General features: G+C 66.2%; 19 protein-coding genes and 1 pseudogene. 15 read left to right on the top strand and 5 right to left on the bottom strand.

What is annotated here, in order from left to right; genetic code table 11:
- The first annotated feature begins 76 nt into the window (after positions 1-76).
- Positions 77-574 carry a hypothetical protein gene (locus tag ACQ260_RS04755; protein WP_432558377.1) on the top strand — a complete coding sequence of 166 codons (498 nt, stop codon included), beginning with the start codon at positions 77-79 and terminating at the stop codon, positions 572-574.
- Positions 495-821 (top strand): AraC family transcriptional regulator, encoded by a 327-nt coding sequence (locus tag ACQ260_RS04750; protein WP_432558374.1) that lies wholly within the window; start codon positions 495-497, stop codon positions 819-821. The genes ACQ260_RS04755 and ACQ260_RS04750 overlap by 80 nt, the downstream gene beginning before the upstream one ends.
- Here the strand turns inward: ACQ260_RS04750 and ACQ260_RS04745 are convergent.
- The 4 genes and pseudogenes from ACQ260_RS04745 to ACQ260_RS04730 all read right to left on the bottom strand — a co-directional run bounded on the left by ACQ260_RS04745 (position 784) and on the right by ACQ260_RS04730 (position 4,115).
- Positions 784-1,854, bottom strand: a complete 1,071-nt coding sequence (locus tag ACQ260_RS04745; protein WP_432558236.1) for an IS110 family RNA-guided transposase — start codon at positions 1,852-1,854, stop codon at positions 784-786. The two genes, ACQ260_RS04750 and ACQ260_RS04745, sit on opposite strands and share 38 nt — an antisense overlap.
- A 199-nt stretch (positions 1,855-2,053) precedes the next feature.
- Positions 2,054-2,977: an IS3 family transposase gene (locus tag ACQ260_RS04740; RefSeq protein ID WP_432558235.1), complete on the bottom strand. Its 924-nt coding sequence runs from the start codon at positions 2,975-2,977 to the stop codon at positions 2,054-2,056.
- Positions 2,896-3,117 (bottom strand): annotated as a pseudogene (locus ACQ260_RS04735) (transposase); the annotation flags it as partial. The gene ACQ260_RS04740 and the pseudogene ACQ260_RS04735, both read right to left, overlap by 82 nt.
- A gap of 191 nt (positions 3,118-3,308) precedes the next feature.
- Positions 3,309-4,115, bottom strand: a complete 807-nt coding sequence (locus tag ACQ260_RS04730) for an APH(3'') family aminoglycoside O-phosphotransferase (RefSeq protein ID WP_432558234.1) — start codon at positions 4,113-4,115, stop codon at positions 3,309-3,311.
- A gap of 445 nt (positions 4,116-4,560) precedes the next feature.
- Between ACQ260_RS04730 and ACQ260_RS04725 the strand changes: the two genes are divergently transcribed.
- The 5 genes from ACQ260_RS04725 (at position 4,561) to ACQ260_RS04705 (ending at position 10,064) form a co-directional block, all read left to right on the top strand.
- A complete protein-coding gene (locus ACQ260_RS04725) occupies positions 4,561-6,747 on the top strand; it encodes a type I restriction enzyme subunit R domain-containing protein (RefSeq protein ID WP_432558233.1) in 2,187 nt (728 codons plus the stop codon).
- Between the two features lie 2 nt (positions 6,748-6,749).
- Positions 6,750-6,995, top strand: a complete 246-nt coding sequence (locus tag ACQ260_RS04720; RefSeq protein WP_432558232.1) for a helix-turn-helix domain-containing protein — start codon at positions 6,750-6,752, stop codon at positions 6,993-6,995.
- Positions 6,996-7,238: 243 nt separating this feature from the next.
- Positions 7,239-8,168, top strand: a complete 930-nt coding sequence (locus tag ACQ260_RS04715) for an ImmA/IrrE family metallo-endopeptidase (RefSeq protein ID WP_432558231.1) — start codon at positions 7,239-7,241, stop codon at positions 8,166-8,168.
- 35 nt (positions 8,169-8,203) lie between these two features.
- A complete protein-coding gene (locus ACQ260_RS04710) occupies positions 8,204-8,665 on the top strand; it encodes a DUF4411 family protein (protein ID WP_432558230.1) in 462 nt (153 codons plus the stop codon).
- Between the two features lie 511 nt (positions 8,666-9,176).
- Positions 9,177-10,064, top strand: coding sequence for a 3-methyladenine DNA glycosylase (locus ACQ260_RS04705; protein ID WP_432558229.1), 888 nt, complete (start codon positions 9,177-9,179; stop codon positions 10,062-10,064).
- Here the strand turns inward: ACQ260_RS04705 and ACQ260_RS04700 are convergent.
- Complete coding sequence (locus ACQ260_RS04700; RefSeq protein ID WP_432558228.1) at positions 10,015-10,506, bottom strand: DUF1707 SHOCT-like domain-containing protein; 492 nt, start codon at positions 10,504-10,506, stop codon at positions 10,015-10,017. The two genes, ACQ260_RS04705 and ACQ260_RS04700, sit on opposite strands and share 50 nt — an antisense overlap.
- Before the next feature lie 272 nt (positions 10,507-10,778).
- On the opposite strand from ACQ260_RS04700, the gene ACQ260_RS04695 reads away from it, so the two are divergent.
- The 8 genes from ACQ260_RS04695 (at position 10,779) to ACQ260_RS04660 (ending at position 21,725) form a co-directional block, all read left to right on the top strand.
- Positions 10,779-11,708: a DMT family protein gene (locus ACQ260_RS04695; protein WP_432558227.1), complete on the top strand. Its 930-nt coding sequence runs from the start codon at positions 10,779-10,781 to the stop codon at positions 11,706-11,708.
- The gene (locus ACQ260_RS04690; RefSeq protein WP_432558226.1) at positions 11,705-12,880 is read left to right on the top strand and encodes a glycosyltransferase; all 1,176 of its coding nucleotides are present in this window, start codon (positions 11,705-11,707) and stop codon (positions 12,878-12,880) included. Before ACQ260_RS04695 ends, ACQ260_RS04690 begins: the two co-directional genes overlap by 4 nt.
- A gap of 99 nt (positions 12,881-12,979) precedes the next feature.
- Positions 12,980-13,969, top strand: coding sequence for a DUF4192 domain-containing protein (locus ACQ260_RS04685; protein WP_432558225.1), 990 nt, complete (start codon positions 12,980-12,982; stop codon positions 13,967-13,969).
- Positions 13,970-14,002: 33 nt separating this feature from the next.
- Positions 14,003-14,932 (top strand): PfkB family carbohydrate kinase, encoded by a 930-nt coding sequence (locus ACQ260_RS04680; RefSeq protein ID WP_432558224.1) that lies wholly within the window; start codon positions 14,003-14,005, stop codon positions 14,930-14,932.
- Positions 14,933-15,113: 181 nt separating this feature from the next.
- Entirely contained in the window at positions 15,114-17,594 is a 2,481-nt protein-coding gene (leuS, locus tag ACQ260_RS04675; RefSeq protein WP_432558223.1) for a leucine--tRNA ligase, read from the top strand.
- Positions 17,595-17,732: 138 nt separating this feature from the next.
- Positions 17,733-18,374 carry a helix-turn-helix transcriptional regulator gene (locus ACQ260_RS04670; RefSeq protein WP_432558373.1) on the top strand — a complete coding sequence of 214 codons (642 nt, stop codon included), beginning with the start codon at positions 17,733-17,735 and terminating at the stop codon, positions 18,372-18,374.
- Between the two features lie 106 nt (positions 18,375-18,480).
- Positions 18,481-19,410 carry a ComEA family DNA-binding protein gene (locus ACQ260_RS04665; protein WP_432558222.1) on the top strand — a complete coding sequence of 310 codons (930 nt, stop codon included), beginning with the start codon at positions 18,481-18,483 and terminating at the stop codon, positions 19,408-19,410.
- On the top strand, positions 19,410-21,725 hold the full coding sequence (locus tag ACQ260_RS04660; protein ID WP_432558221.1) for a ComEC/Rec2 family competence protein: 2,316 nt from the start codon (positions 19,410-19,412) through the stop codon (positions 21,723-21,725). Before ACQ260_RS04665 ends, ACQ260_RS04660 begins: the two co-directional genes overlap by 1 nt.
- Positions 21,726-21,758: the final 33 nt, after the last annotated feature.

Raw genomic sequence — 21,758 nt, 5'->3', positions numbered from 1 at the left:
GCCGTATGCGCCCATCGTGGCCCGGTCTCGGACAGTTCATCGACCTGTGGGGCCGATGGCGTATGACTGTGTAAAGGTGATCGTCGTCCGCGACGGCTCTGCGATCCTGTTCAGTGAGTTCGGGCATCGGCCGGTCAAGATCGGTGACGTGATCCTGCTCGGCGCGAACGTCCGGTGCGGGAGCGAGCCTGAGGGCCAAATCACCGTGTCCACGATCTACCTCGATACGGACTACATGCTAGATCAGGTGCGCTGGCAGTACGCAGCGTTCCTCGAAGATCGCCTTGACGGGCAAGGGTTCGCGGAAACCATTTACACCGAGCCCGCGCAGATACTCCGGTTGGGCGAAGACCGGGGCGGGGATGCTGATGCCGTGGCTGGAAGAACTGGTCTCACTCAGCACTACCGGCAACTTCGTGGGCAACTATCTGCGGATGCAGGCGCTGTGGTTCCAGGTCGCCTATGTCATCGCCCCGTTCATCAAGGCCTCGCCTGTGCGCATCTCACCTTCTCAACGCGCGCATATCCGACCCGCACTCCCGAGGGATCGCCACTTCGCACCACTCCGAGTTGAAGTTCGACAGGCAGTCCATCTACTCAAGTCGGCTCCCGCGCAGCGTTGGACACTGGACGACCTTGCAGCCGAGGTGCATCTTTCACCATCTCGGCTCAGTAGCGTCTTCGTAGCGGCCTACGGCAAGACACCGCTTGCCTACTTGACCATGCTCCGCGCTGAACTCTTGGCTACGTACCGGAGCCATCGCGTTGACGCTCCGATATTTGTCAGCTCGCGATTTCACCGGTTCGCGGGTCGGTCTTGATGAGGTGATAGACCTCGCGGATGACATAGCGTTTCAGGCAGCGGATGATGTCGCGTTTGCTCTTGCCTTCGGCGGTTCGTCGGGCGACGTAGGCGATCGTGGGCTCATGGAATCTCATTCTGACGATCACGGTCCGATAGATCGCCGCGTTGAGCTGGCGGTGCCCGCCGTGATTGATGCGATGCTTCCCGCTCGTCATCCCGGAGCCGGTCGGGACAGGGCTGATGCCGGCAAGCTTCGCGAACGCGGCCTCGCTGCGGATGCGCTCGGGGTTGTCGCCGGCGACGATGAGGATCTCCGCAGCGGTGTCGACGCCGATTCCGAACTCGTCGAGCAGGTGCGGGGCCCGTTGCAGAACGAGCTGCTCGATCTGCGCCTCGAGGTCCTTGATCTCGTCGTTGAGAGCTATCCAGCGTTTCGCGATCGAACGGAGAGCATGACGATTCGCGTCCTCCGGAGTCGCCAGGCCGCGGGGGCGGAGCGCGGCGCAGTGTCTCGCGACCATCTTCTGAGTCTTCTTCGCAGTCTCACGGCGGAGGTCCTCGGTGGCGTGGACGAGCATCGCTTTGAGGGTGACCATTGCGCCGGTGCGGTCTTTCACCGCGGTATCGTGCGCGACTTTCAGCTGCCGGATCATCTCCACGACCCCGTCAGCGCTCTTCGGGACCGCGGTCGCGAACCCAGCAAGCACCGCCCTCGCGGCGTTCTCCGCGTCGAGGGTGTCGGACTTCCCACTCAACCTGCGCAGTCGACGATCGGGACGGGAGACCTCGATCACCTTGTGCCCGTGGCGGCGAACGAACGAAGTCAGTCCTGCTCCATAGGAGCCGGTGCCTTCGATCCCGAACGCGATGATCTTCCCGAACGTTGCCGCCCACTCCAGCAGCTGCCGGAACCCAGCCGTGTCGGTCGAGATCGTCAGGGACGCGAGGATCCCTCCGATCGAGTCCATCACGGCGGCGACGTGGATGTGCTTATGGGTGTCGACGCCGATCACGACGTGCCCTGACCTGACTTGTTCAACTTCGTCCACGGTGGTGTCTCCTTGCCGGTTATCGTGGATTCACGCTGTCGCCGGCGGGTGGACAGGACTGTCACGGGGACGCTGTCGAAAGTATGCTCCAGGCTCCTATTAGGTCACGCCCGACCGGCGGCAGTGCTTGATTGCATGCCTGGCCGGAGGCTCGACAGATCAACGCCAAGGCACCCTGCGGGCCAATCGTAAGCAAGGGTCAGAACGCTCCGGCCAGGACTACCCCATCCTCGCGAGATCGGGCAGAAACAGACTGACAATCGAACGAGTCGCCGACCGTTCCCGTCGAGGGGGTCGCGCCGAGTTCGACGACCCGGTCGGTGTAGACCACGGCGAGGTAGTTCGATCCGTGGTCAGCGTGATGGACGAGCCCGTTGAGGTTCCCGTCCGCCGCCCATGCGGCCATGTTCAGTGCCTGGAGCGGGAGGATGTCCGCTTTGAGCGTCGAGGCGACGTTCCACCCGACGATGCGGCGAGAGAACACGTCGGTGACGAATGCGACATAGGCGAACCCGGACCACGTCGCGACATACGTCACGTCTGCGACCCAGAGCCTGCGGGGAGCGTCCGCAGTGAACCGTCGCTGCACGAGATCCTTCGGCTTCTCGTTCGCCGAGTCGGACTTCGTGGTGAAGACCTTCTTCGATCGCTTCACGCCGCGAACCCCAGCGAGTCGCATGAGCCGGCCGGTCTGGTCGCGACCGATTGCCCAGCCCTGCTGGCGCAGCAGCGCGTGCATCTTCCGGACACCGTAGACGCCATAGTTCTCCGCATGCAGCCGGGTGATCTCCGGAATCAGCAGCTCGTCTCTCAGCTGCCGGGCTGACGCCGGACGCGCTTTCGCGACCCGGTATCCGCGGGCGGTGAGGAACCCCACCTCGGCCTGCCGCATCACACGGCACACGAGCTCGACCCCGAAACGATCACGCATCTTGTCGATGAACGCGATCATCTCGACGAGGGGCGGCCGAGCTCGGTCGCGAAAAACACGCTCGCAGACCGCAAGATCTCGTTCGCCTTCTCCAACTCGGCGATCTGCTTCTTCAACCGCTTGATCTCGGCCTGCGCCTCGCTCGAGGTCCCCGGCTGCCGGCCCTCGTCGACGTCGAGGCGCTTCTTCCACAGTCGAAGCGTCTCGGGGTTGACGCCGAGCTTGGCGGCGACGTGCTCGATCGCGGCGTGATCGGTCTTGTGATCAGGGCGAGCCTCGCTCAGCATCCGCAGCGCGCGCTGGCGGAACTCATCCGGATACGGTCCTGGCATAACTCCATCCTCCAAAAGGAAAGGACGGAACGAAATCCTCCAAAAGGAAAGGACGGAACGAAACTCAGCGCGAATCAAGATGCAACCGCGGTCGACTCGTTGGCCGTGACCCTGGCGCTTCGGACAATCTCCTTATTGCCTTTGGAGCCGGACGGCTTCCTTCAGCGGATTCTGCGTACGCCGGGCATGGTCTACCAGGTCAGCGGGTCGAGTCGAAGGTAGAAGTCCAGGCGGTCGGGGTCAAGGGCGATGCCGTACCGGGAGGCGAAGTCGTGTTCCGCCCGTTGGGCGGTGTCTTCGTTGGGCCAGGTCTCGCGAGCGTTCGCCAACAGGAGCGCGATGTCGGCGTAGGGATCTGCCTGTCCGAGTCGGCCGAGGTCGATGAGCCCGGCCGCGAGCGAGGTATCAGGGTCAATAAGGATGTTGGGGAGGCAGAAGTCTCCGTGGCAGACGACCCTGTCGGCGTCCTCTTGTTCCTGGCGGGAAGGGAGGTCGCGTTCCAAGCTTTCGAGGATCACCGCGGGCGGGGTCTCGATGAGGTGCTGGGGCAGGAACTCGGGGTGGACCCGGTTCTCGGCGACGGTCGCGCGGGCGAGCGTGATCATCTCGTCCAGCGTTCTGCCGTACGGGCACGTGCTGGCGGGGATGCTGTGCAGCCGGACCAGGGTGTCGGTGATCGACGGCCATGCCTGCGCGAGATGGGCCGGGTCGAGCCGGTCAGCCGGGACGCCCTCAACCGCGGTGGTGATGAGGCAGGCGCCGTGCTCGGTGGTGCGCCAGTCGAGCACGCTGGGGCCGGGGATTCCGGTGGTCGACAGCCACTCGATCCGATCGCGCTCGCCTTCTAACGTGTGCGCATCAGCAACGGAGACGACCTTGGCGAACCGTTCCCCGGACACGTGACGCAGCACAATCGCGCCTGACTCGCCGTCGGTGACGCGCGCCCACGCCGGGCTATCGGAAAGCAATCCGGTCAGTGGCATCGAGGGAGAGGACATGCCTCTATCATCTCGCGTCGACCGTCCTTCACGTGCCCTACGCGACCTCACGACCAATACTGACCAAACACAGCATGTCCGCAGTGACGGCAAAGCAGCGCGCGATGTTCGCTCACCTGCTACGCATGACGGTCTTGACGCGGATGATGAGCGCCGGCGACGGCTACAAGTACCTTCTGTACTCGTTCCCAGCCGCAGACGCCGTCCGCTGGCGCTCGACGCCGCTGATCCCACGCGGAGGAAGGTGCCCCGTGCGCAAGTAAAAGTAGTCGCGTCTGGATCGGCTTGTTTCTGCAGCGGATCCTCAGAAGAACTCGTCCATGAGCCGGTAGAACCGTGTCCGTGCCGGGTCGAGGTCCTCGATCCCATACTGGTCGAGGAAGAAGGGCACCCATGATTGGCCGAGTTGCTCGGCTATGTCCCGCGTTGCTAGCGCGAGGTCCTGGTGACGGTCGGCAACTCCCAACCGCCCGGCAAGCGTTATCTGGTCTGGCACTCTGCCGGCTCCGGCAAGACCAAGACGATCGCGTGGCTCAGTCACCGACTGATCCGGCACATGAGCGCCGACTCGAAGTCGACGTTCGACTCGGTCATCGTCGTCACCGACCGCACGGTGCTCGACGAGAACATCCGCGACGACATGAACTTGGTGCAGTCGAGCAGGGGCCTCGTCGTGGCCGTGGGCGAGAAATCCGGCGCGAAGTCCCCACAGTTGAAGAAAGCACTCGTCGACGGTGACCACATCATCACCTGCACCCTTCAGGCCTTCCCCGAGGTCATGAAGCTCATCGAGGACACCGAGGAGCTGCGGGGCCGGCGCTGGGCCGTCATCGCCGACGAGGCGCACTCCTCGCAGTCAGGCTCCGCAGCCAAGCAGCTCAAGGAACTCCTCGTAGACGTCGAGATCGACCCCGACGAGGAGAGACGCGCCGACGACCTCCTCGCCGCCAAGGACTCGGCCATCGCAGCGTCGGCCAACATCACCTTCGTGGCCCTGACCGCTACGCCGAAGGGGAAGACCCTGCGTCTGTTCGGCACCCAGGTCGGGGACCGCTGGGAGGCATTCGACACCTACACGATGGCCCAGGCGATCGAAGAGGGCTTCATCCTCGACGTCCTCACCAACTACTCGACCTACGACATGTTCCTGCGGGTGAAGAACACCTTGGAGGGCGAGGAGTCCGAGAGCGAGATCCAGGTCAACACCGGCGAGGCGGTCTCGAGCATCGTCCGCTACGCGAGGCTCCACCCGACCGCGATCGCTCAGAAGGTCCGGGTCGTGGTCGAGCACTTCCGGCGCAACGTTCAGCCGCTCCTCGGCGGCCAGGCGTGCGCATTGGTCGTGACCAGCTCGCGCATGGAGGCGCTGAGCTGGTCGCGGAAGATGGACGCCTACATCGCCGAGAAGGGCTACGACCTGCACACCCTCGCAGCATTCTCCGGCTCGCTCACCGACGAGGGCGGCGAGAGCGTCACCGAGGTGTCCGTGAACGGCGTGAGCGATGTCGGCAGGGCCTTCCGCGAGGAGGGCGTCTACCGGGTCCTCATAGTCGCGAACACGTTCCAGACCGGTTTCGACGAGCCCCTGCTGATGGCTATGTACGTCGACAAGAAGCTCTCCGGCGTCGCCACGGCGCAGACACTCTCGCGGCTCAATCGCATCTACCCGGGCAAGACCGCGCCGATGGTTGTCGACTTCCGCAACACCCCGGCGAGCGTCCAGGCCGACTTCAAGCTGTACTACTTCGATGCGCACGTCGACGGCGACGTCGACCCGAACGCGCTGATCACGGTGGGAGAGCGCCTCGACACGTTCGGGCTTTACACGCACGAGGAGATGGACGCTGTCGCCGATGCGTTCCTATCAGTTCTTGGTGGTGAGATGATCGCCAAGGCGTTGTCTCCTATCAAGAACCGCTGGAACGGCCAGTGGCGTCAGGCTGTGCTATCGAAGGACAAGAAGCGGAAGGAGGAACTCGAGGCCTTCCGTGCCGACGTGCTCGGCTACCGCAACGCTTGGCAGTTCCTCAGCCAGATCGTCGACTACCAGGACCCTGAGCTGCACCGCCGTGCGATCCTCGCAGCGCTGCTCGGCCGGCACCTCCACTCCGATGGTGATGACCGCGACGACAGCTTCCTCGAGCGCGTGCAGCTCTCCGGCGTCAAGCTTGTCCCGACGGTGATTGAGGAGGACCACTCGATCAACGAAGGCAGCGGCGACGGTGTCCGGCTCCCCATCTTCGACGGCGAGTACGGCGGCAGCGCAGTGCCGAAGCGCGGCCCGCTCGACGAGGCCATCGAGAAGGTCAACGAGATGTTCAAGGCCAAGGGGGTCGATGTCAGTCCCGAGAGCGTCTCGGGCTTCATCACTACCTTCTGGGGCTTTCTCGACGCCAACGAGGAGGCCGTGGCGATGGCGAAGAACAACACCGTCGCCCAGCTCAAGGCGTCCGAGGGCTTCAGTGGTGCTGTCGGGCTCGCGGTCCTCAAGACGGTGAACGAGTCGAAAGAGATCCAATCGTACATGACGGATCCCGCGTTCATCGGGCAGATCGCCGACATCGCGGCCGATGCGCTCCATGCCCAGCACCGACCCGACGCGGACGCAGACCCCGACCCGGAAGGGGAATGAGCATGGGTGGGGCGGAACAGCGCGGCTTCGGCGACGTCATCCGCGAGGCCAGGAAGAAGCAGCGTTGGTCGCAGGCCCAGCTCGGGGAGAAGTCGGGTCTGTCGCGCCCGACCATCGCACGCGTCGAGGCGAACAACGACGTGACGACTGCGACCATCGCGAAGGTTGCACAGGCACTGGGCCTCAAGCTCGAACTCAGGGACGACAACCGATGGCCGGTGCAGCGGACTGTCGGACGTCCTCCGTAGAGTTGACACGATCTCGTCGCTGGCGAGCAGAGGCCGCACAAACTGATGCAGCGGCGCAGATCGAGCAGGAAGGGAGGTTGATCAGTGGCGAGAGCACCCATTAGTCCCGTTGCCCTCACGTAGGCACGCGAAGTCAGCCACGTCACTGTCGAGGAACTCGCCAAGGCGCTTAACGTCAAGCCGGGCCGGGTTACCGAGTTCGAGGGCGGCGATGCCCTACCGACGTTCCGTCAGCTCACGCTGATGGCGGCCAAGCTCGGCAGGCCACTGGGATTCTTCTTTGCCCCGCCGCTGGTTGAGCCCGATGTTCCCGAGACGGCTGATTTCCGTGGCCGGGGCCACGAGGAGCTCCCTGCTGATCTGGCGAGGGAGATGCGGCGGGCGGAGCAGCACCGCGACGCGATGCTCGACTTGGCTGGATCCCCTGCGCGGCGGATCCCGGAGGGAGCAGTCACTTGGAAGACCGTGGCGGCGCGGGCCGCAGCGCTGCGGAGATTCTTCGGTCTCACCGACACGTTCGTTCCGCCCGAGTCCCAGAACAACCAGGTCTTCAACTTTTGGCGAGGGCTGCTGGAGGAGAATGGTGTGCTGGTCTTCCAAGCCACGAAGATTTCTCTGAACACTTTCCGCGGGCTATCCGTCCATCACGACGATCTCCCGATGATTCTGGTCAACGGCGCAGACAGTCCGATGGGCCGGACGTTCACGCTATTCCACGAGGTCGCTCACCTGATTAACCGGACGAGTGGTCTGTGTGCGCTGCGGGAGTCCGTCGACGCGGAAGCGATCGCCAATAATTTCGCCGCGAGCTTCCTTATGCCCGAGCCCGCCGTCCGTGCCCGGCTGGACGACCGGGCCGATCCTGAGCTCGCCGCCGAGCAACTCGCCCGGCACTTCAAGGTGAGCATGCTGGCCGCCGCGGTGAGGCTCCCCCGATTGGAGGTTATCGACGACGCCGACCTGGAAATGGTCCGCTCTGCGAGCGACGAGAACTGGCAGCGGGTTCGCGATGCGCAGAAGCAGAAGGAGGGCTTCGTGCCGCCGTGGAGACTGCGGTATCGCGACCTTGGGCCGACTTACATCGGTGCTGTCGCGCACGCGCTAGAGGATCGCCGCGTCGATCTCGTGGATGCCACCTACTCGTTGAACGCTCGCCTCCCGATGGTCGAGTAGATGCTCGAAGAGTACTACCGCACGGGTGGTGCCGAGTGACCTGCACCCTTGACACCAACATTCTCCCAGGACTGGTGCAGCGGTATCCACGTGACATCTTCCCCGCCATGTGGTCAAACATTGAGTCGTCGGTTCAGGCTGGCGACAGCTGTATCTGCGAGGCGATCCTGCGGGAGGTTTACCGAGGCGGGGACGACCTGCACAAGTGGGCGAAGGACCTCCCTGGGTTCGTGTGCCCGGCCACGGACGGAGAACTCGAGGCGGTCGCTGAGATCGCCGTTGCCCACCCAGGCTGGGTTCAGGGACAGCTCAACGAGGCAGATCCGTTCGTGATCGCCCACGCCAAGGCGGAGAAGTCCAGGATCGTGACGGAGGAGAACCGCAAGGGGCCGAACACGCTGGACAAGAACCAGAAGATCCCGAACATTGCGGACGAGCACGGCGTTGAGACGATGAAGTTCTTCGACTACGTGCGTGAAAACGGCTGGCGGTTCTGACTCCGGCGACGGGAGCCCTCCGTGTTCGCGTTCGGTGAGCACGTTGAGACGGTGACTGCCGGTCCAGGCATACCCCAAGTCGGGCGTAGGTTGGTGACTGCGATCCTTGGGGGTCGAGCGGTTGATGCTGGGGAACCATCACAGCAAGTCTTTCGTGTGCGTCCACACCGTCATCCGGTGGACCTCGAACCGTCGGCAGATAGAGACCACGCTCTCGCCACTCGCACGGGCAGTTCGGATAGCGTCTACTTGGCTCTCCGTCAGGGGGGTTCTAGCTCGTCTCCTAGGGTTCGCCACGGCCTCGGTCTCGGCCTCGGCGGCTTCTTGCGACTCATCGTCGATACCGAGTTTCGCCTGTTTCCACGCGGTACCGAGCCGCTCGAACCTCTGCCAGGTGTTCGGTTTGAGTCCATCCGCGTCCACCAAATTTATTCAGCATTCTCTTCGGCGGGCATGGCTTCCATTTAAGCCGCTCTTACGCTCCCGCACTTCCCACTAGGGTTTTTGATCCATGACCACCCTCGCTCGCGCGGAATGGACGACCCGCCGGGATGCGCACCACGAGCGGGTGGACGCGCTGCTGGCGGAACACCGTTGGCGCAGCACGCGGGGCATCAAGCATCCGGTCGAGGACTTCCTGTTCGAGTACTACACCTACCGCCCCTACCAGCTCCGCCGCTGGCACCCGGGTCACGGAACCACGCTCCTGGACGCCGACGACTGGTTGGAAGAGAAGGACTATCGGGCCACCGACTCCGGCGTACTCCTCGACACCCCGACCATCCTCCGGACCCGTGGCCGCACCGCCACCCAAGTCCTCGCCCTCCTGCGCGCGACCAGCGAGCGCAAGCCGTCGTTCGGCTGTTTCGGCATGCACGAGTGGGCGATGGTCGACGGGCTCCGGGCCGAGGAGACCCGGCATCCGCAGCTCGGTCTCCGGGTCGGCCCGGAACAGGTCAGCGAGACGATCCGATCCGTCGGGGTGAGGTGTACGCACGTCGACGCGTACCGCTTCTTCACGCCATCGGCGAAGCCCCTCAACGACTGCATCCCGACCCGGGCCAACCAGGTCGAGCTCGACCAGCCCGGGTGTCTGCACGTGGGGATGGATCTGTACAAGTCGGCGTACAAACTCAGCCCCATGGTCGGGTCGGAACTCATCGCCGACTGCTTCGAGCTCGCCCGGCGCATCCGGGTCCTCGACATGCGGGCGAGCCCCTATGACGTGTCGTCGTTCGGATTGCGTCCGGTGGCGGTGGACACGGTCGCGGGGAGGGCGGAGTACGCCGCAGAGCAGCGCGAACTGGCGCTGGCGGCCGAGCCCCTGCGGGCGCGTCTGCTGGCCCAGGTCACGGCAATCGCTGTGGCGGACCCGGCAGCCAGCGTCGATCGCGCATGAGGAGCCAGACGGCCACGCCGCTGACGTAAGCGGCGAGGCTGCCCCCGATCAGGCTGAAGATGAAGACCCCGGAACCGAGGAACAGGGATCCGAGCAGCATCAGCCCGATGATGCTGAAGCCGGCCACGACGCTGATCGTGCCGAACACGTCGAGCAGCGCGCCGATCGGTGACCTCGGAATGCGGTCGGCGGCCGCGGGCAGGGGCGCCACGCGGGGAAGATCCGCGAGGGTCGCCCGCAGGTCACCGTGGGTCTTCGCGCGCATCGCCGCTCCCAGGCGGTCGTCGAGCTCGTCCATCTCGAGCCGGCCGGCGCCGAAATGGCTCTGGAGCAATTCGCAGGTGCGACTGCGCTCGGCGTCCCCGATCCGCTCCGTGGGAGGCGGCCCGACACGGCGTTGCGGGTCGGGCCGTCGATGGTGGTGTGGTGGCAGTGGGCGCATGGCCCCATTCTTGGTCGGTCGCTGGGCCGTGAGCCCGCGCTGACCGCGATCTTCGTCCTGCGGGCCGACCTGTCGGTGGGGGTCGGGACCGGGGTCGGATCGCGTTCTTGGGCCGCCCGACCGCGGTCGCAGACCTGTGTCCCCCCGGTGGCAGTGACCTTCATCACAGGGGTTATGTCGGGGGAACTCCCGAGAGTTCAAACGTGGGTTGGGGTGCCCTCGGCGTGCGACAGTTGTCTCATGAACACCCGGTCCGGGGAGCAGGTCGCCTGATGCAGAACATTCCCCTTGCCATCGTGCTCGGCGTGCTCGCGTCGATGGGGTTCGCGCTCGGCGCGACGTTGCAGCACAGCGGCATCGACCGGATCTTCACCCCCGGCAGCGACCGGCATCTCACCTTTCAGCGCGTGCTGCAGATGGTGCGCACGCCGATCTGGTTGCTCGGCACCGTCCTGATTCTCGCCGGTGCGGGACTCCACCTCATCGGGGTCACGCTGGCACCGGTCACGGTCGTGCAGCCGGTCGGGATCCTGGCCGTGCCATTCGCCGTCCTGCTGGCTGCCCGCAAGAACCACTCCAGGCCGACGCGCGGCATGTGGCTCGCCATCGCGATGGCTGTGGTGGGCATCGTGGCGTTCACACTGTTCTCCTCGAGGACGGCAGCGACCGAGACCGTCATCGACCTGCGCATGATCTTCTTTGCATCGGTCACGATCTGGGTCGGCGCGGCGGTCTTCGTCGTGCTCGGGGCGAAGGGCGCGCACGGATTCCGTTGTCTTGCGTGGGCGACGGCGGGCGCGTTTCTGTATGGCCTTGCCACCGCCCTGATGAAGACCAGCATCGAGTTGTTCCGGCAGGGCCGGGAGAGTCCGCTCATGTTCTGGCTCACCGTGGCCGGGCTGTTCGCCTGCTATGCGGTGGGTGCGTGGTTCATCCAGCAGGCGTACGCCTCGGGGCCGGCGGAGATCGTCGTCGGCTCCATGACGGTGATCGACCCACTGATCGCGGTCGCCTTCGGCATCGTGGTGCTCGGCGAGGGCCGCAACATCGATCCACTGTCGGCGGTCGGCATGGTCATGATGGGGGCGCTGGCCTCCTGGGGTGTGACCCTGCTGTCCAAATATCACCCGGACGCAGCCAAGGCGTTCGAGCAACAAATCGGCCCGACCCCCGGGCACCCCAAGGAAGGAATCCCGAGGTGAAAATCCTCATCGGCCATGACACCTACCCCCCCGATGTCAACGGCGCTGCCCGGTTCACCGAGAGGCTGGCGATCGGCATGCTCGGTCGCGGTCACGAAATGCACGTAGTAGCCCCCTCCACCACCGGTCGCCCATTCACCGAGGAGCAGGACGGGATCATCGTCCACCGGCTTCCCTCCCATCGCTATCCGCTCGTCGAGCAGTTCCGGATCTGCCTGCCCTGGGAGATCGGCCGACGCATCGACCGCATCCTCGACGAGGTGCGCCCCGACGTCATTCACATCCAGGGCCACTTCCTGATCACCCGCCTCCTCGCGACCAGGGCCAGGGCGCGGGGGATCCCCCTCGTGGCCACCAACCACTTCATGCCCGAGAACCTCGTGGACCACGTGCGGGTGCCACGGCGGGTCCAACTTGCGGTCTCCCGGGCTGCGTGGCGGGACTGCGCCGGTGTGCTCGGCAAGGCGCAGGTCGTGACCGCGCCGACCCCGCGGGCGGTCGAACTGCTGGCGACGTCGGCCGGCCTGCCCGGCGGGTTGGCGATCTCGTGCGGGATCGACGCGCCGCAGTATGCACGGGCCTCGAGCCGGGCCGCGGCCCGCGAGGTCCCGAACGTCCTGTTCGTCGGTCGGCTCGATCAGGAGAAGCGGGTCGACGAGCTCATCAGGGCGTTTGCTCAACTGCCGGCGGACCTGCCGGCACGGCTCGAGATCGTGGGCGACGGCGCTCACCGGGAGGACTGGAAGGCGCTCGTCGAGCAGGTCGGCATCGCTGACCGGACGGTGTTCCACGGGTTCATCAGTGAGGAGGACCTGCTGGCCGCCTATGGCCGGTGCGATGTCTTCGTCATGCCAGGGGTCGCGGAACTGCAATCTCTCGTCACGCTGGAGTCGATGGCGGCAGGCAAGCCGGTGATCGCGGCCAACGCAATGGCTCTGCCGCACCTGGTGCGGCCCGGACGCAACGGGTTCCTCTTCGAGCCCGGCAACGTCGACGAGCTCGCGCAGCACCTCGTGGCCTTGTTGCGCGACCCCGCGCTGCGCGCCGAGATGGGGCAGGAAAGTCGCGCGATCGCTGCTGGTCATGCCCTGGACACAACCCTGGACCGGTTCGAGACGATCTATCACGATGTGGCCGGTGGGCGCATCGTGCCGATCCAGCGGGCCGCCTGAGCACGATCGAGTTGTCCACAGGGACCGGGCGACGTGAGTTGTCCACAGAGCGGGGCCGGGTGATGGCACGATCATCCGGCCCGCGCGCATATGTGGGCCATGACCGACATCGATTCCGCCACACCCGAGCCACCCGTTCTTCGTCTCGGTGAGCCCGAGGACCTCCTCAGCGCGATTCCTTATCTGCTCAAATATCACCCCAGCGACTCTTTGGTGTTCCTGCTGCTGCGCGGGCACCGGCTGATCGTCACGGCTCGCCTGGGCATCAATTTTCTGGAGGAGGCCGACGGCTCAGCGATCGCCGCCTATCTGCAGCGGGTGTGCGCCGAGCACGATGCCGACGGGCTGGTGCTGGTCGGCTATTTCCGCGACCCGGCCTGCGCAAGCGTGCTGCTGGTCGACGTGATGATGGAGCTCGAGTCAGTGGCGGTCCAGAGCGCACTGGTGGCCGACGGGACGCACTGGTGGCCCTGCATCTGTGAGCATGAGGAATGGGAGGACTGCGACTGCGAGGCCGGGACGCCCTATGACGTCAGCACGTCGGCCGTTGCTGCCCAGGCGGTGCTGGCAGGGATCTCCGCACTGCCAAGCAGGGAGGCCCTCGCGAGTTCGGTCGCCGGCCCGCAGTCCCGGCAGGCACGCGACACTGCCGCTGCCCTCATGGAGGAGGCACTCCGTGCGCTCAGCGAACTCGACCTGGGCGAACGGCGGGACCGGATGGCTCTGCTCGTCGAGCGACACCTGTTGGATCGGGAACCGCTGAGCGACCGAGATTGCGCCGAGTTGGCGGTGCTGGCCTATGAGGGGCCGGTGCGGGACATCGCGGTCGGGCGGATCCGGCCCGATGACGCGGCCGCTCATGTCACGCTGTGGCATCGGGTGGTCTCCCAGACGGTCGCCCCGTTCGAGTCCGCACCGTTGTGCCTTCTGGGCCTCGCCGCCTGGATCTCCGGCAACGGTGCCCTGCAGGTGGTCTGCATGGAACGCGCCGAGCGGATCAATCCGGACTATTCGCTGCTGCAGATCCTCGATCAGATCAACGCACGGGCATTGGCGCCGTCGGTCTGGGAACAACTGCGGGCTGCCTGAGCGCCAGCGCGCAGGGGGATTAACGTGGTCGCCGTGGAGTTCGTGGTGTGCGGTGAGGCCCTGATAGATCTGGTGCCGGAGGAATCGGTGGACACGTTCCGCAGCACGTGGGGCGCGCTCTCGGCCGGCGGTCCGATGAACACCGCTGTCGGACTGGCCCGGTTGGGGGAGGCGGTCCAATTCGCCGGGCGGTTGTCGGATGATCAGTTCGGTCGCCAACTCCGAGCGCACCTGCGCGCCAACGGCGTCGGACTCGACCGTGCAGTCTGGACGAGCGATCCGACCTCGCTCGCGGTGGTGAGCCTCGACGAGGACCAGAAGGCAACCTATGCCTTCCACTTCGAGGGCACGGCCAATTTCGGCTGGCGTCGGGAGGAACTCGCGGCCCTGAGCCACGATCAATGGCTGCACATCGCCTCCCTGTCGACAGTCGTCCAGCCCGGCGCCGCTGTGCTCCTGGACTGGGCGGGGCAGCACGCCGGACCGGTGTCGCTCGACATCAACGTGCGTCCGAGCGTGCTGCCGGAGCCGACCGCCTATTGGGCTGCGGTCGAGCCCTGGCTCGACCTCGTCGGCGGATGTCGCGGCATCGTCAAGGCGTCCGACGACGACATCGACTTCCTGGCCACGGCGTCCGGTGCCGAAGGAAGCGCGCGCCAAGTCATGTCGCGCTGGTGCGAACGGTTCGGCTTCTCCGCCGGAGTGGTGACGCTCGGGCCGGAAGGAGCTTTCGCTGTCGATGAGCGCGGGGCCGAGACGACCGTCCCGGGCCGGGCCGTCAAGGTGGTCGACACAGTGGGGGCCGGCGACACGTTCATGGCGGCTTTCCTGGCGGAGTTCGTGCAGACAGGAAGGTTGGAGACGGCGCTGATCCACGGGGTGAGCGCTGGGGCGTACGTGTGTGGCCGGCAGGGACCCCAGCCGCCGAACCGGACGGAATTGGCGGCGTTCATCAACGGGTGATCGCTGCAAATATCGGGTGGCCGAGGTGGGTTAGAATGCGGGTATGCATTCGCACCAACTGCTTCGTTAGCCACGCCTCGCCTGCCGGCACCAAGCCGGGAGCGAGCGTGGCAGACCCCGACCGCCCGATGGGGTGCCGGGGTTTTTTCATGTCCGGAGCGGTGGAATCAGGAGAGAACGAGTGAGCGAGCAGGTACGCGACCGCAAGTCCTATGACCCCGCCCTGTCGCAGGAACGCTGGCAGAAGTTCTGGGCGGAAGACCAGACCTTCAAGCCGCTCGACGACGGTTCGAGGGAGCGCCGCTATGTGCTCGACATGTTCCCCTATCCCTCGGGTGACCTGCACATGGGGCATGCCGAGGCGTTCGTGATGGGCGATGTTGTCGCGCGCTATTGGCGGCTCAAGGGTTATGACGTCCTGCACCCGATCGGGTGGGATTCGTTCGGTCTGCCTGCCGAGAATGCCGCTATCAAACGGAACGCGCATCCGGCTGAGTGGACGTACGCCAATATCGAGACCCAGGCGACCTCGTTCCGTCGCTACGGCCTGAGCTTCGATTGGTCGACCCGTCTGCACACCTCGGACACCGACTACTACAAGTGGACCCAGTGGCTGTTCAACCGGTTCTATGAGCGCGGCTTGGCCTATCGGAAGAACTCCTTCGTCAACTGGTGCCCCAGCTGCCAGACGGTGCTCGCCAACGAACAGGTCGTCCAAGGGCTGTGCGAGCGGTGCAGCGCGACGGTGACCAAGCGCCAACTCAATCAGTGGTACTTCCGGATCACCGACTATGCCGACCGTCTCCTCGACGACATGCAACTCCTGGAGGGCCATTGGCCCGATCGGGTGCTCGCCATGCAGCGCAACTGGATCGGGCGCTCCGAGGGTGCGTATGTCGACTTCGTCATCGAGGGCCGCGACGAGCCGGTGACAGTCTTCACCACTCGCCCGGACACGCTTTTCGGCGCGACCTTCTTCGTGGTCGCCCCCGAGGCGGCGCTCGCCGACGAGATCGTCAGCGATGAGCAGCGGGCCGAGTTCGAGGCCTATCTGGAGAACACCAAGAAGGCGACCGAGATCGAGCGGCAGTCCACGGAACGCCCCAAGACGGGTGTGTTCCTGGGTGTCCACGCGATCAACCCTGTCAACGGAGAGCGCATCCCGGTGTGGGCGGCCGACTATGTGCTCGCCGACTATGGCACCGGTGCGGTGATGGCGGTGCCCGCGCACGACCAGCGCGACCTGGACTTCGCGAAAACGTTCGAGCTGCCCGTGCGGATGGTCGTTGACACCGGTGAGCCGGATCCGGCGCAGACCTTTATCGCGACGGCCGGCGACGGCACCTATGTGAACTCCGGCGAGCTCAACGGGCTTGCCGACAAGGTGTCGGGCGTCAGCCGCATCATCGAATCCCTGGAGTCGAAGGGTGAAGGGCGCGGCGCGATCACGTTCCGCCTGCGCGACTGGCTGCTCAGCCGGCAGCGGTTCTGGGGGTGCCCGATCCCGATCATCCACTGCCCGAGCTGTGGCGAGGTCCCGGTCCCCGACGATCAGCTGCCGGTGGAGCTGCCCGATCTGCGCGGCGCCGCCCTGCAGCCCAAGGGCACCTCGCCGTTGGCCGGCCCCGAGGCGCGCGCGTGGCGTGAGGTCGCGTGCCCGAAGTGTGGCGGCAACGCCGAGCGGGACACCGACACCATGGACACGTTCGTGGATTCGTCGTGGTATTTCTTCCGTTATTGCTCCCCGGGTTTCGACGGCGGTCCGTTCGATCCCGAGGACGTGCGTCGGTGGATGCCGGTGGCGCAGTATGTCGGGGGCGTGGAGCACGCGATCCTGCACCTGCTCTATATGCGCTTCTTCACGAAGGTGCTGCACGACATGGGGATGGTCGACTTCATCGAGCCCATGGAGAAACTGCTGAATCAGGGCCAGGTCATCAACCAGGGCAAGGCGATGTCGAAGTCGCTCGGCAACGGCGTGGACCTCGGGGAGCAGATCGACAAGTTCGGCGTCGACGCGATCCGCACCACGGTGGTCTTCGCGGGACCGCCCGAGGAGGACATCGACTGGGCCGACCTGTCTCCGTCGGCGACCGTGCGGTTCCTGCAGCGGTCGCTGCGGGTGGCACAGGACGTGGCGAGCGAGCCCGGCGTGGATCCTGCCGCCGGTGATGTGGCGCTGCGCCGGGTGACCCACCAGACGGTGAACGAGTTGAATCAGTTGCTGGATTCGCAGCGGTTCAACGTCGCCGTCGCCCGCCTGATGGAGTTGGTGAACGCCACCCGCAAGACGATTGACACCGGTGCCGGGGCGGCTGATCCGGCCGTCCGTGAGGCAGCCGAGGCGTTGACGCTGGGCCTGAGCCTGTTCGCGCCCTATGTCGCGGAGGACATGTGGGAGGAACTCGGCCACCGGCCGTCGGTCGCGAACGCCACGTGGCCGACGGTGGATGAGAAGCTGCTGGTCAACGAGTCCGTCACCTGCGTGGTCCAGGTCAAGGGCAAGGTGCGCGCCAAGCTTCCGGTGTCGCCCGACATCGGCGAGGACGAGCTCAAGGAACTGGCGCTCGCCGATGCGAACGTGCAGCGCTCGCTCGACGGTCGGGCCATCCGACAGGTCATCGTCCGTGCGCCCAAGCTGGTGAGCATCGTCCCGGTCTGAGACCGAGACGATGGGGCGTGTGAGGGCGTGAAGTCCCAGTGGGAGTCGCGCTCCGCGCACCTGCCGGGTCGTGCGAAATTATGAACGGGTCCACTGTGTTTATTGTCACGTGGCGTTAAGATCGGAGTTGTGGCAACTATGGGCCCTCGACCGGTCGCTGAACCTGCTCTGAGGCTGTCCGCTGCGCGGGCGGCGGTCTTGGCCTATCTGGTTGAGCTCGGACAGCCGGTCACAGTGCAGTCCGTGTCCCAGAGCAGCGGCCAGCATCCGAACACCGTGCGGGAGCATCTCGAAGCACTGGTGGACATGGGGTTTGTCTCCCGCGAGGCGCTTCCGCCGGAGGGGCGGGGGCGGCCGGCAATCGCCTATACGGTGCGGGCCGAAAGCTCGCCGCTGCGCAGCACCCGTGAATATGCGGCGTTGGTGGATGCCCTCGTCGAGCAGCTCAAAGCGACCTCGCGGAACCTCGAAGCGGACTCATTGGCGGTCGGCGAACGGTGGGCCGCCGACGTGAAGTCCGGGGAGCCGCTCATAGAGGTCCTGCAACGGATGGGCTTCGAGCCCGTCCAGGAGTCGCCGCACTCACTGTTGCTGGAGACCTGTCCCGTGCTGGCAGCGGCACACCACAATCCGGACGCGGTGTGCACCATGCATCAGGGTTTCCTGCGGGCGATCAGCGACCAGGATGTCGAGCTGGAGCCGTTCGTCAACGGTGGTTGTCGTCTGCACTTGACGAAGCCGTCCACGCCTGAGGAATCCAACGGCGACAGGCCCGACTGACTGAGCTGACCTCGCGTTGTCCACAACGCCTCGCGGTCTGCGGGCTTCGTCCACAGGTTCGCCGTCGCGATGAACCGATCGTGGGCAGATCACGCATGCATGGGTCATGAGGCGACACCGACATGACGATGTTCTGACCGATTATGTGCGGGAGCGACTGGACCGGTTGGTCGAGAACTCCAAGCTCCAGCCGGCAGCTGATGAAGCTGCCCTGCGCACGATGGTCCGTCCGCGACCGACTTTGGGCATGCGTGCGGACTGGTCGGAAGAGGCGGACTGGTCGGAAGAGGTCGGCGCGCCGTCAGCGGGTCCTGCCGCAGACACACTGGCTGTGGCAGGCAATCCCGAGCACGGGCACCCGGACGCACCGTCCGGTTCGGGCGCTGCGTCGATAATCGGTCGATTCAGCCGCCAGCATCTGCTCGTGATCGGCATTGTGCTGGCCATCGGTGTGCTGATCGCCGCGTTCGCCCTGACGCGCGCACGAAGCATCCCGATCGATCCACCCATCCCGGTCTCTGCGCCCGCGCCGACCGAACAACCGGTCGGAGCACCACCAGCCCCCGAACCCTCGCCGACTCCCGAACCGATGCGAATCCACGTGGTCGGTGAAGTCGCACAGCCCGGCGTCCACAGATTGCCGCTCGGGGCGCGGGTAGCGGATGCGATCGAAGCAGCAGGGGGGCTCACGCAGGCTGCCAAGCCTGGGGACCTCAACCTCGCGCAGCCGCTAGTGGACGGCCAACAGTTGGTGATTGGTGGTCCTCAACGTGCCAGTGAGGTCCGCGGCGGTGACGAAGGCGGAGAAACGGGCGGGCCCGGTGCTTCCGGCGCGGCAGGCAACGGGAAACTCAATCTGAACACCGCGACAGCCGCGCAGTTGGACGCACTGCCGGGTGTCGGACCGGTCACAGCCGAAAAAATCGTTTCCTGGCGCACGCAGCACGGGAGATTCGCCCGCATCGAGGAACTGCAGGAAGTGCCCGGAATCGGGCCCAAGACTTTCGCAGAGATCGCCCCGCACGTGACCGTGTGATGGGTGTCGATCTGGGGCGCGATCTCCGGCTGGTTCCGCTGGCAGTCGCTGCCTGGGCAGCTGCGTGGGCCGGGATGAGTGGTGCGCTTTCTGCCACCGTCGGCATCCTCTGCGTGGGCGGTCTGGGGTTCTCGGTCGCCCTGATCCGGCGCTCGGCGCTGATCGGCGGAGTGGCCCTGACCTTGGTGGTCGTGGGCGGCCTGGCCACGGTGCGTCATCAACAGCATGCGGACTCACCCCTGGCGCAGTTGACCACCGAGGGTGCCATCGTCGACGTCGACTTCATCGTGAAAGGGGATCCGCGGGTGCGGGAGCATTCGCGATTCGGCGGGCGCACGGTGACCGCTGTGGTCGACGTCGTGCTGGTCGAGGGGCGGGGCATTGCGTACGCCGGCCGGCAACAGGCGCACATCACCAGCAGTGGGGACAACGGCGCCGCGCTCGCGGAGCTGATCGCGGGCACGACAGCACGTGCATCGGCCCGATTGTCCCCGACGAACTCCGGGCCGTCTATCGCGTTCGCGTCGCTGCGCTCCCCACCGGTCGTCGTGCGCCCCGCGGGGCCGGCCGCGGTGGCGGTCGAAACCGTCCGGGGCGGGTTGCGTGCCGCGGTCGCCGATCTGCCCGTCGACCAACGCGCCCTCGTCCCCGCCCTGGTGGTGGGGGATGTCTCGCTGCAGACACCCGATCTCACCGATGACTTCCGAACCACCGGACTCACCCATCTCACCGCTGTTTCCGGCGCCAACCTCACACTGCTCCTGGCGTTCTTGTTGACGGTGGCGCGGTGGGTGGGTGTGCGGGGTCGGTGGCTGCATCTGGTGGGCCTGGGTGGGGTGGTCGTGTTCATCGCGTTGTGTCGTACGGAGCCGAGCGTGCTGCGGGCCTCGGCGATGGGTCTGGTCGCGTTGGCCGCGCTCGGCGGGCATGCCCAGCCGGGGAAGGGCGCTCGGCACTTGTGTGTGGCGGTGATCGTCCTGGTGTTGATCGATCCCTGGCTCGGGCGGTCGGTCGGGTTCGCGTTGTCGGTGCTGGCATCGGCGGGGATCATCGGGTGGTCGGCGCTGTGGCGGGACCGGATGACGTGGTTGCCGCGGCCGGTGGCCGAGGCGGTGACGGTGCCGTTGGCGGCGCAACTGGCGACCCAGCCGGTGGTGACGGCGATCTCGGGCGAGGTGTCGGTGGTCGGGCTGGTGACCAACGCGCTGTCGGGGCCGTTCGTCGGGCCGGCCACGGTGCTGGGATTCGCGACCGCCGGCCTGTCGGTGGTGTGGCCGGCAGCCGCGGAGTTCACCGGCTGGCTGGCCGGTTGGTGTGCGCAGGGCATCATCTCGATCGCGCGGGCGGGTGCGGCGTTTCCCGGGGCAGCATGGCGGTGGCCGACGACGACGGTTGGGCTGGTGGTTGTCGCGATGGGCTGCGCGGCGGGTTTCCTGCTGGGCGGGCGGCTGCTGGCCGCGCGATGGCCCTCGCTCGTCGCGACTGCCGTGATGGTCGCGATGGTGGCGCGTCCGCAACTTGTCCCGGGGTGGCCGCCGGACGCCTGGCTGGTGGTCGCCTGCGATGTTGGCCAGGGGAGCGCGACGGTGCTGCGGGCGGGGGAGGGCGCGGCGGTGGTGGTGGACACCGGCCCGGACCCGGCGGCAATGGGGCGCTGTCTGGATCAGCTGGGCGTGCGGTCGGTTCCGCTGCTGGTGCTGACGCACTATCACGCGGACCATATCGACGGTCGGTCTGCGGTGTTCGGGCGGCGGCAGGTGGGTTTGGTCCTGGTGTCGCCGTTGGCGTCGCCGGCGGTGACGGCGGAGGGCGTGCGCAAAGAGGCGGCCGGGCTGGGGGTGCCCGTGGCCACGACGTGGCCGGGGCAGCAGTTGCAGGTCGGGGACGTGCGGTGGCGGACGCTGGGGCCGGTGTCGGTGCCGCGGGTGGTGGCTGCAACCGAGGGGGAGTCGGCCGCGGAGAACGACGCCAGCATCGTGGCTATCGCCGAGGTGCGGGGGTTGCGCGTCTTGCTCACCGGAGACGTCGAGCCCACCGGGCAGCGTGCGCTCCTGCGCGCTGGAGCTGATCTGCGGGCCGACGTGTTCACGGTCCCGCACCATGGATCGGGCCGACAGGACGAGGGGTTCTTTCGTGCCGCCGGCCCGGGGGTTGCGTTGATCAGCGCGGGGGAGAACAACGACTATGGCCATCCGGCGGCAAAGACGCTGCGGCTGCTGGAGCAGTCCGGGCACCAGACGCTGCGCACCGATCTTCAGGGTTCACTGGCTGTCGGCGGCACGCGGGAGCGTCCCGCGTTGACCACCCAACGATGAGCTCGAGCCGTGGCCGGTCAACTTCCTCGACGC

The organism is Ammonicoccus luteus (assembly GCF_050880385.1).
Classification (GTDB): domain Bacteria; phylum Actinomycetota; class Actinomycetes; order Propionibacteriales; family Propionibacteriaceae; genus Enemella.
Note: the sequence above shows the minus strand (reverse complement) of the source record. Positions and strands in the feature narration are given on the sequence as shown.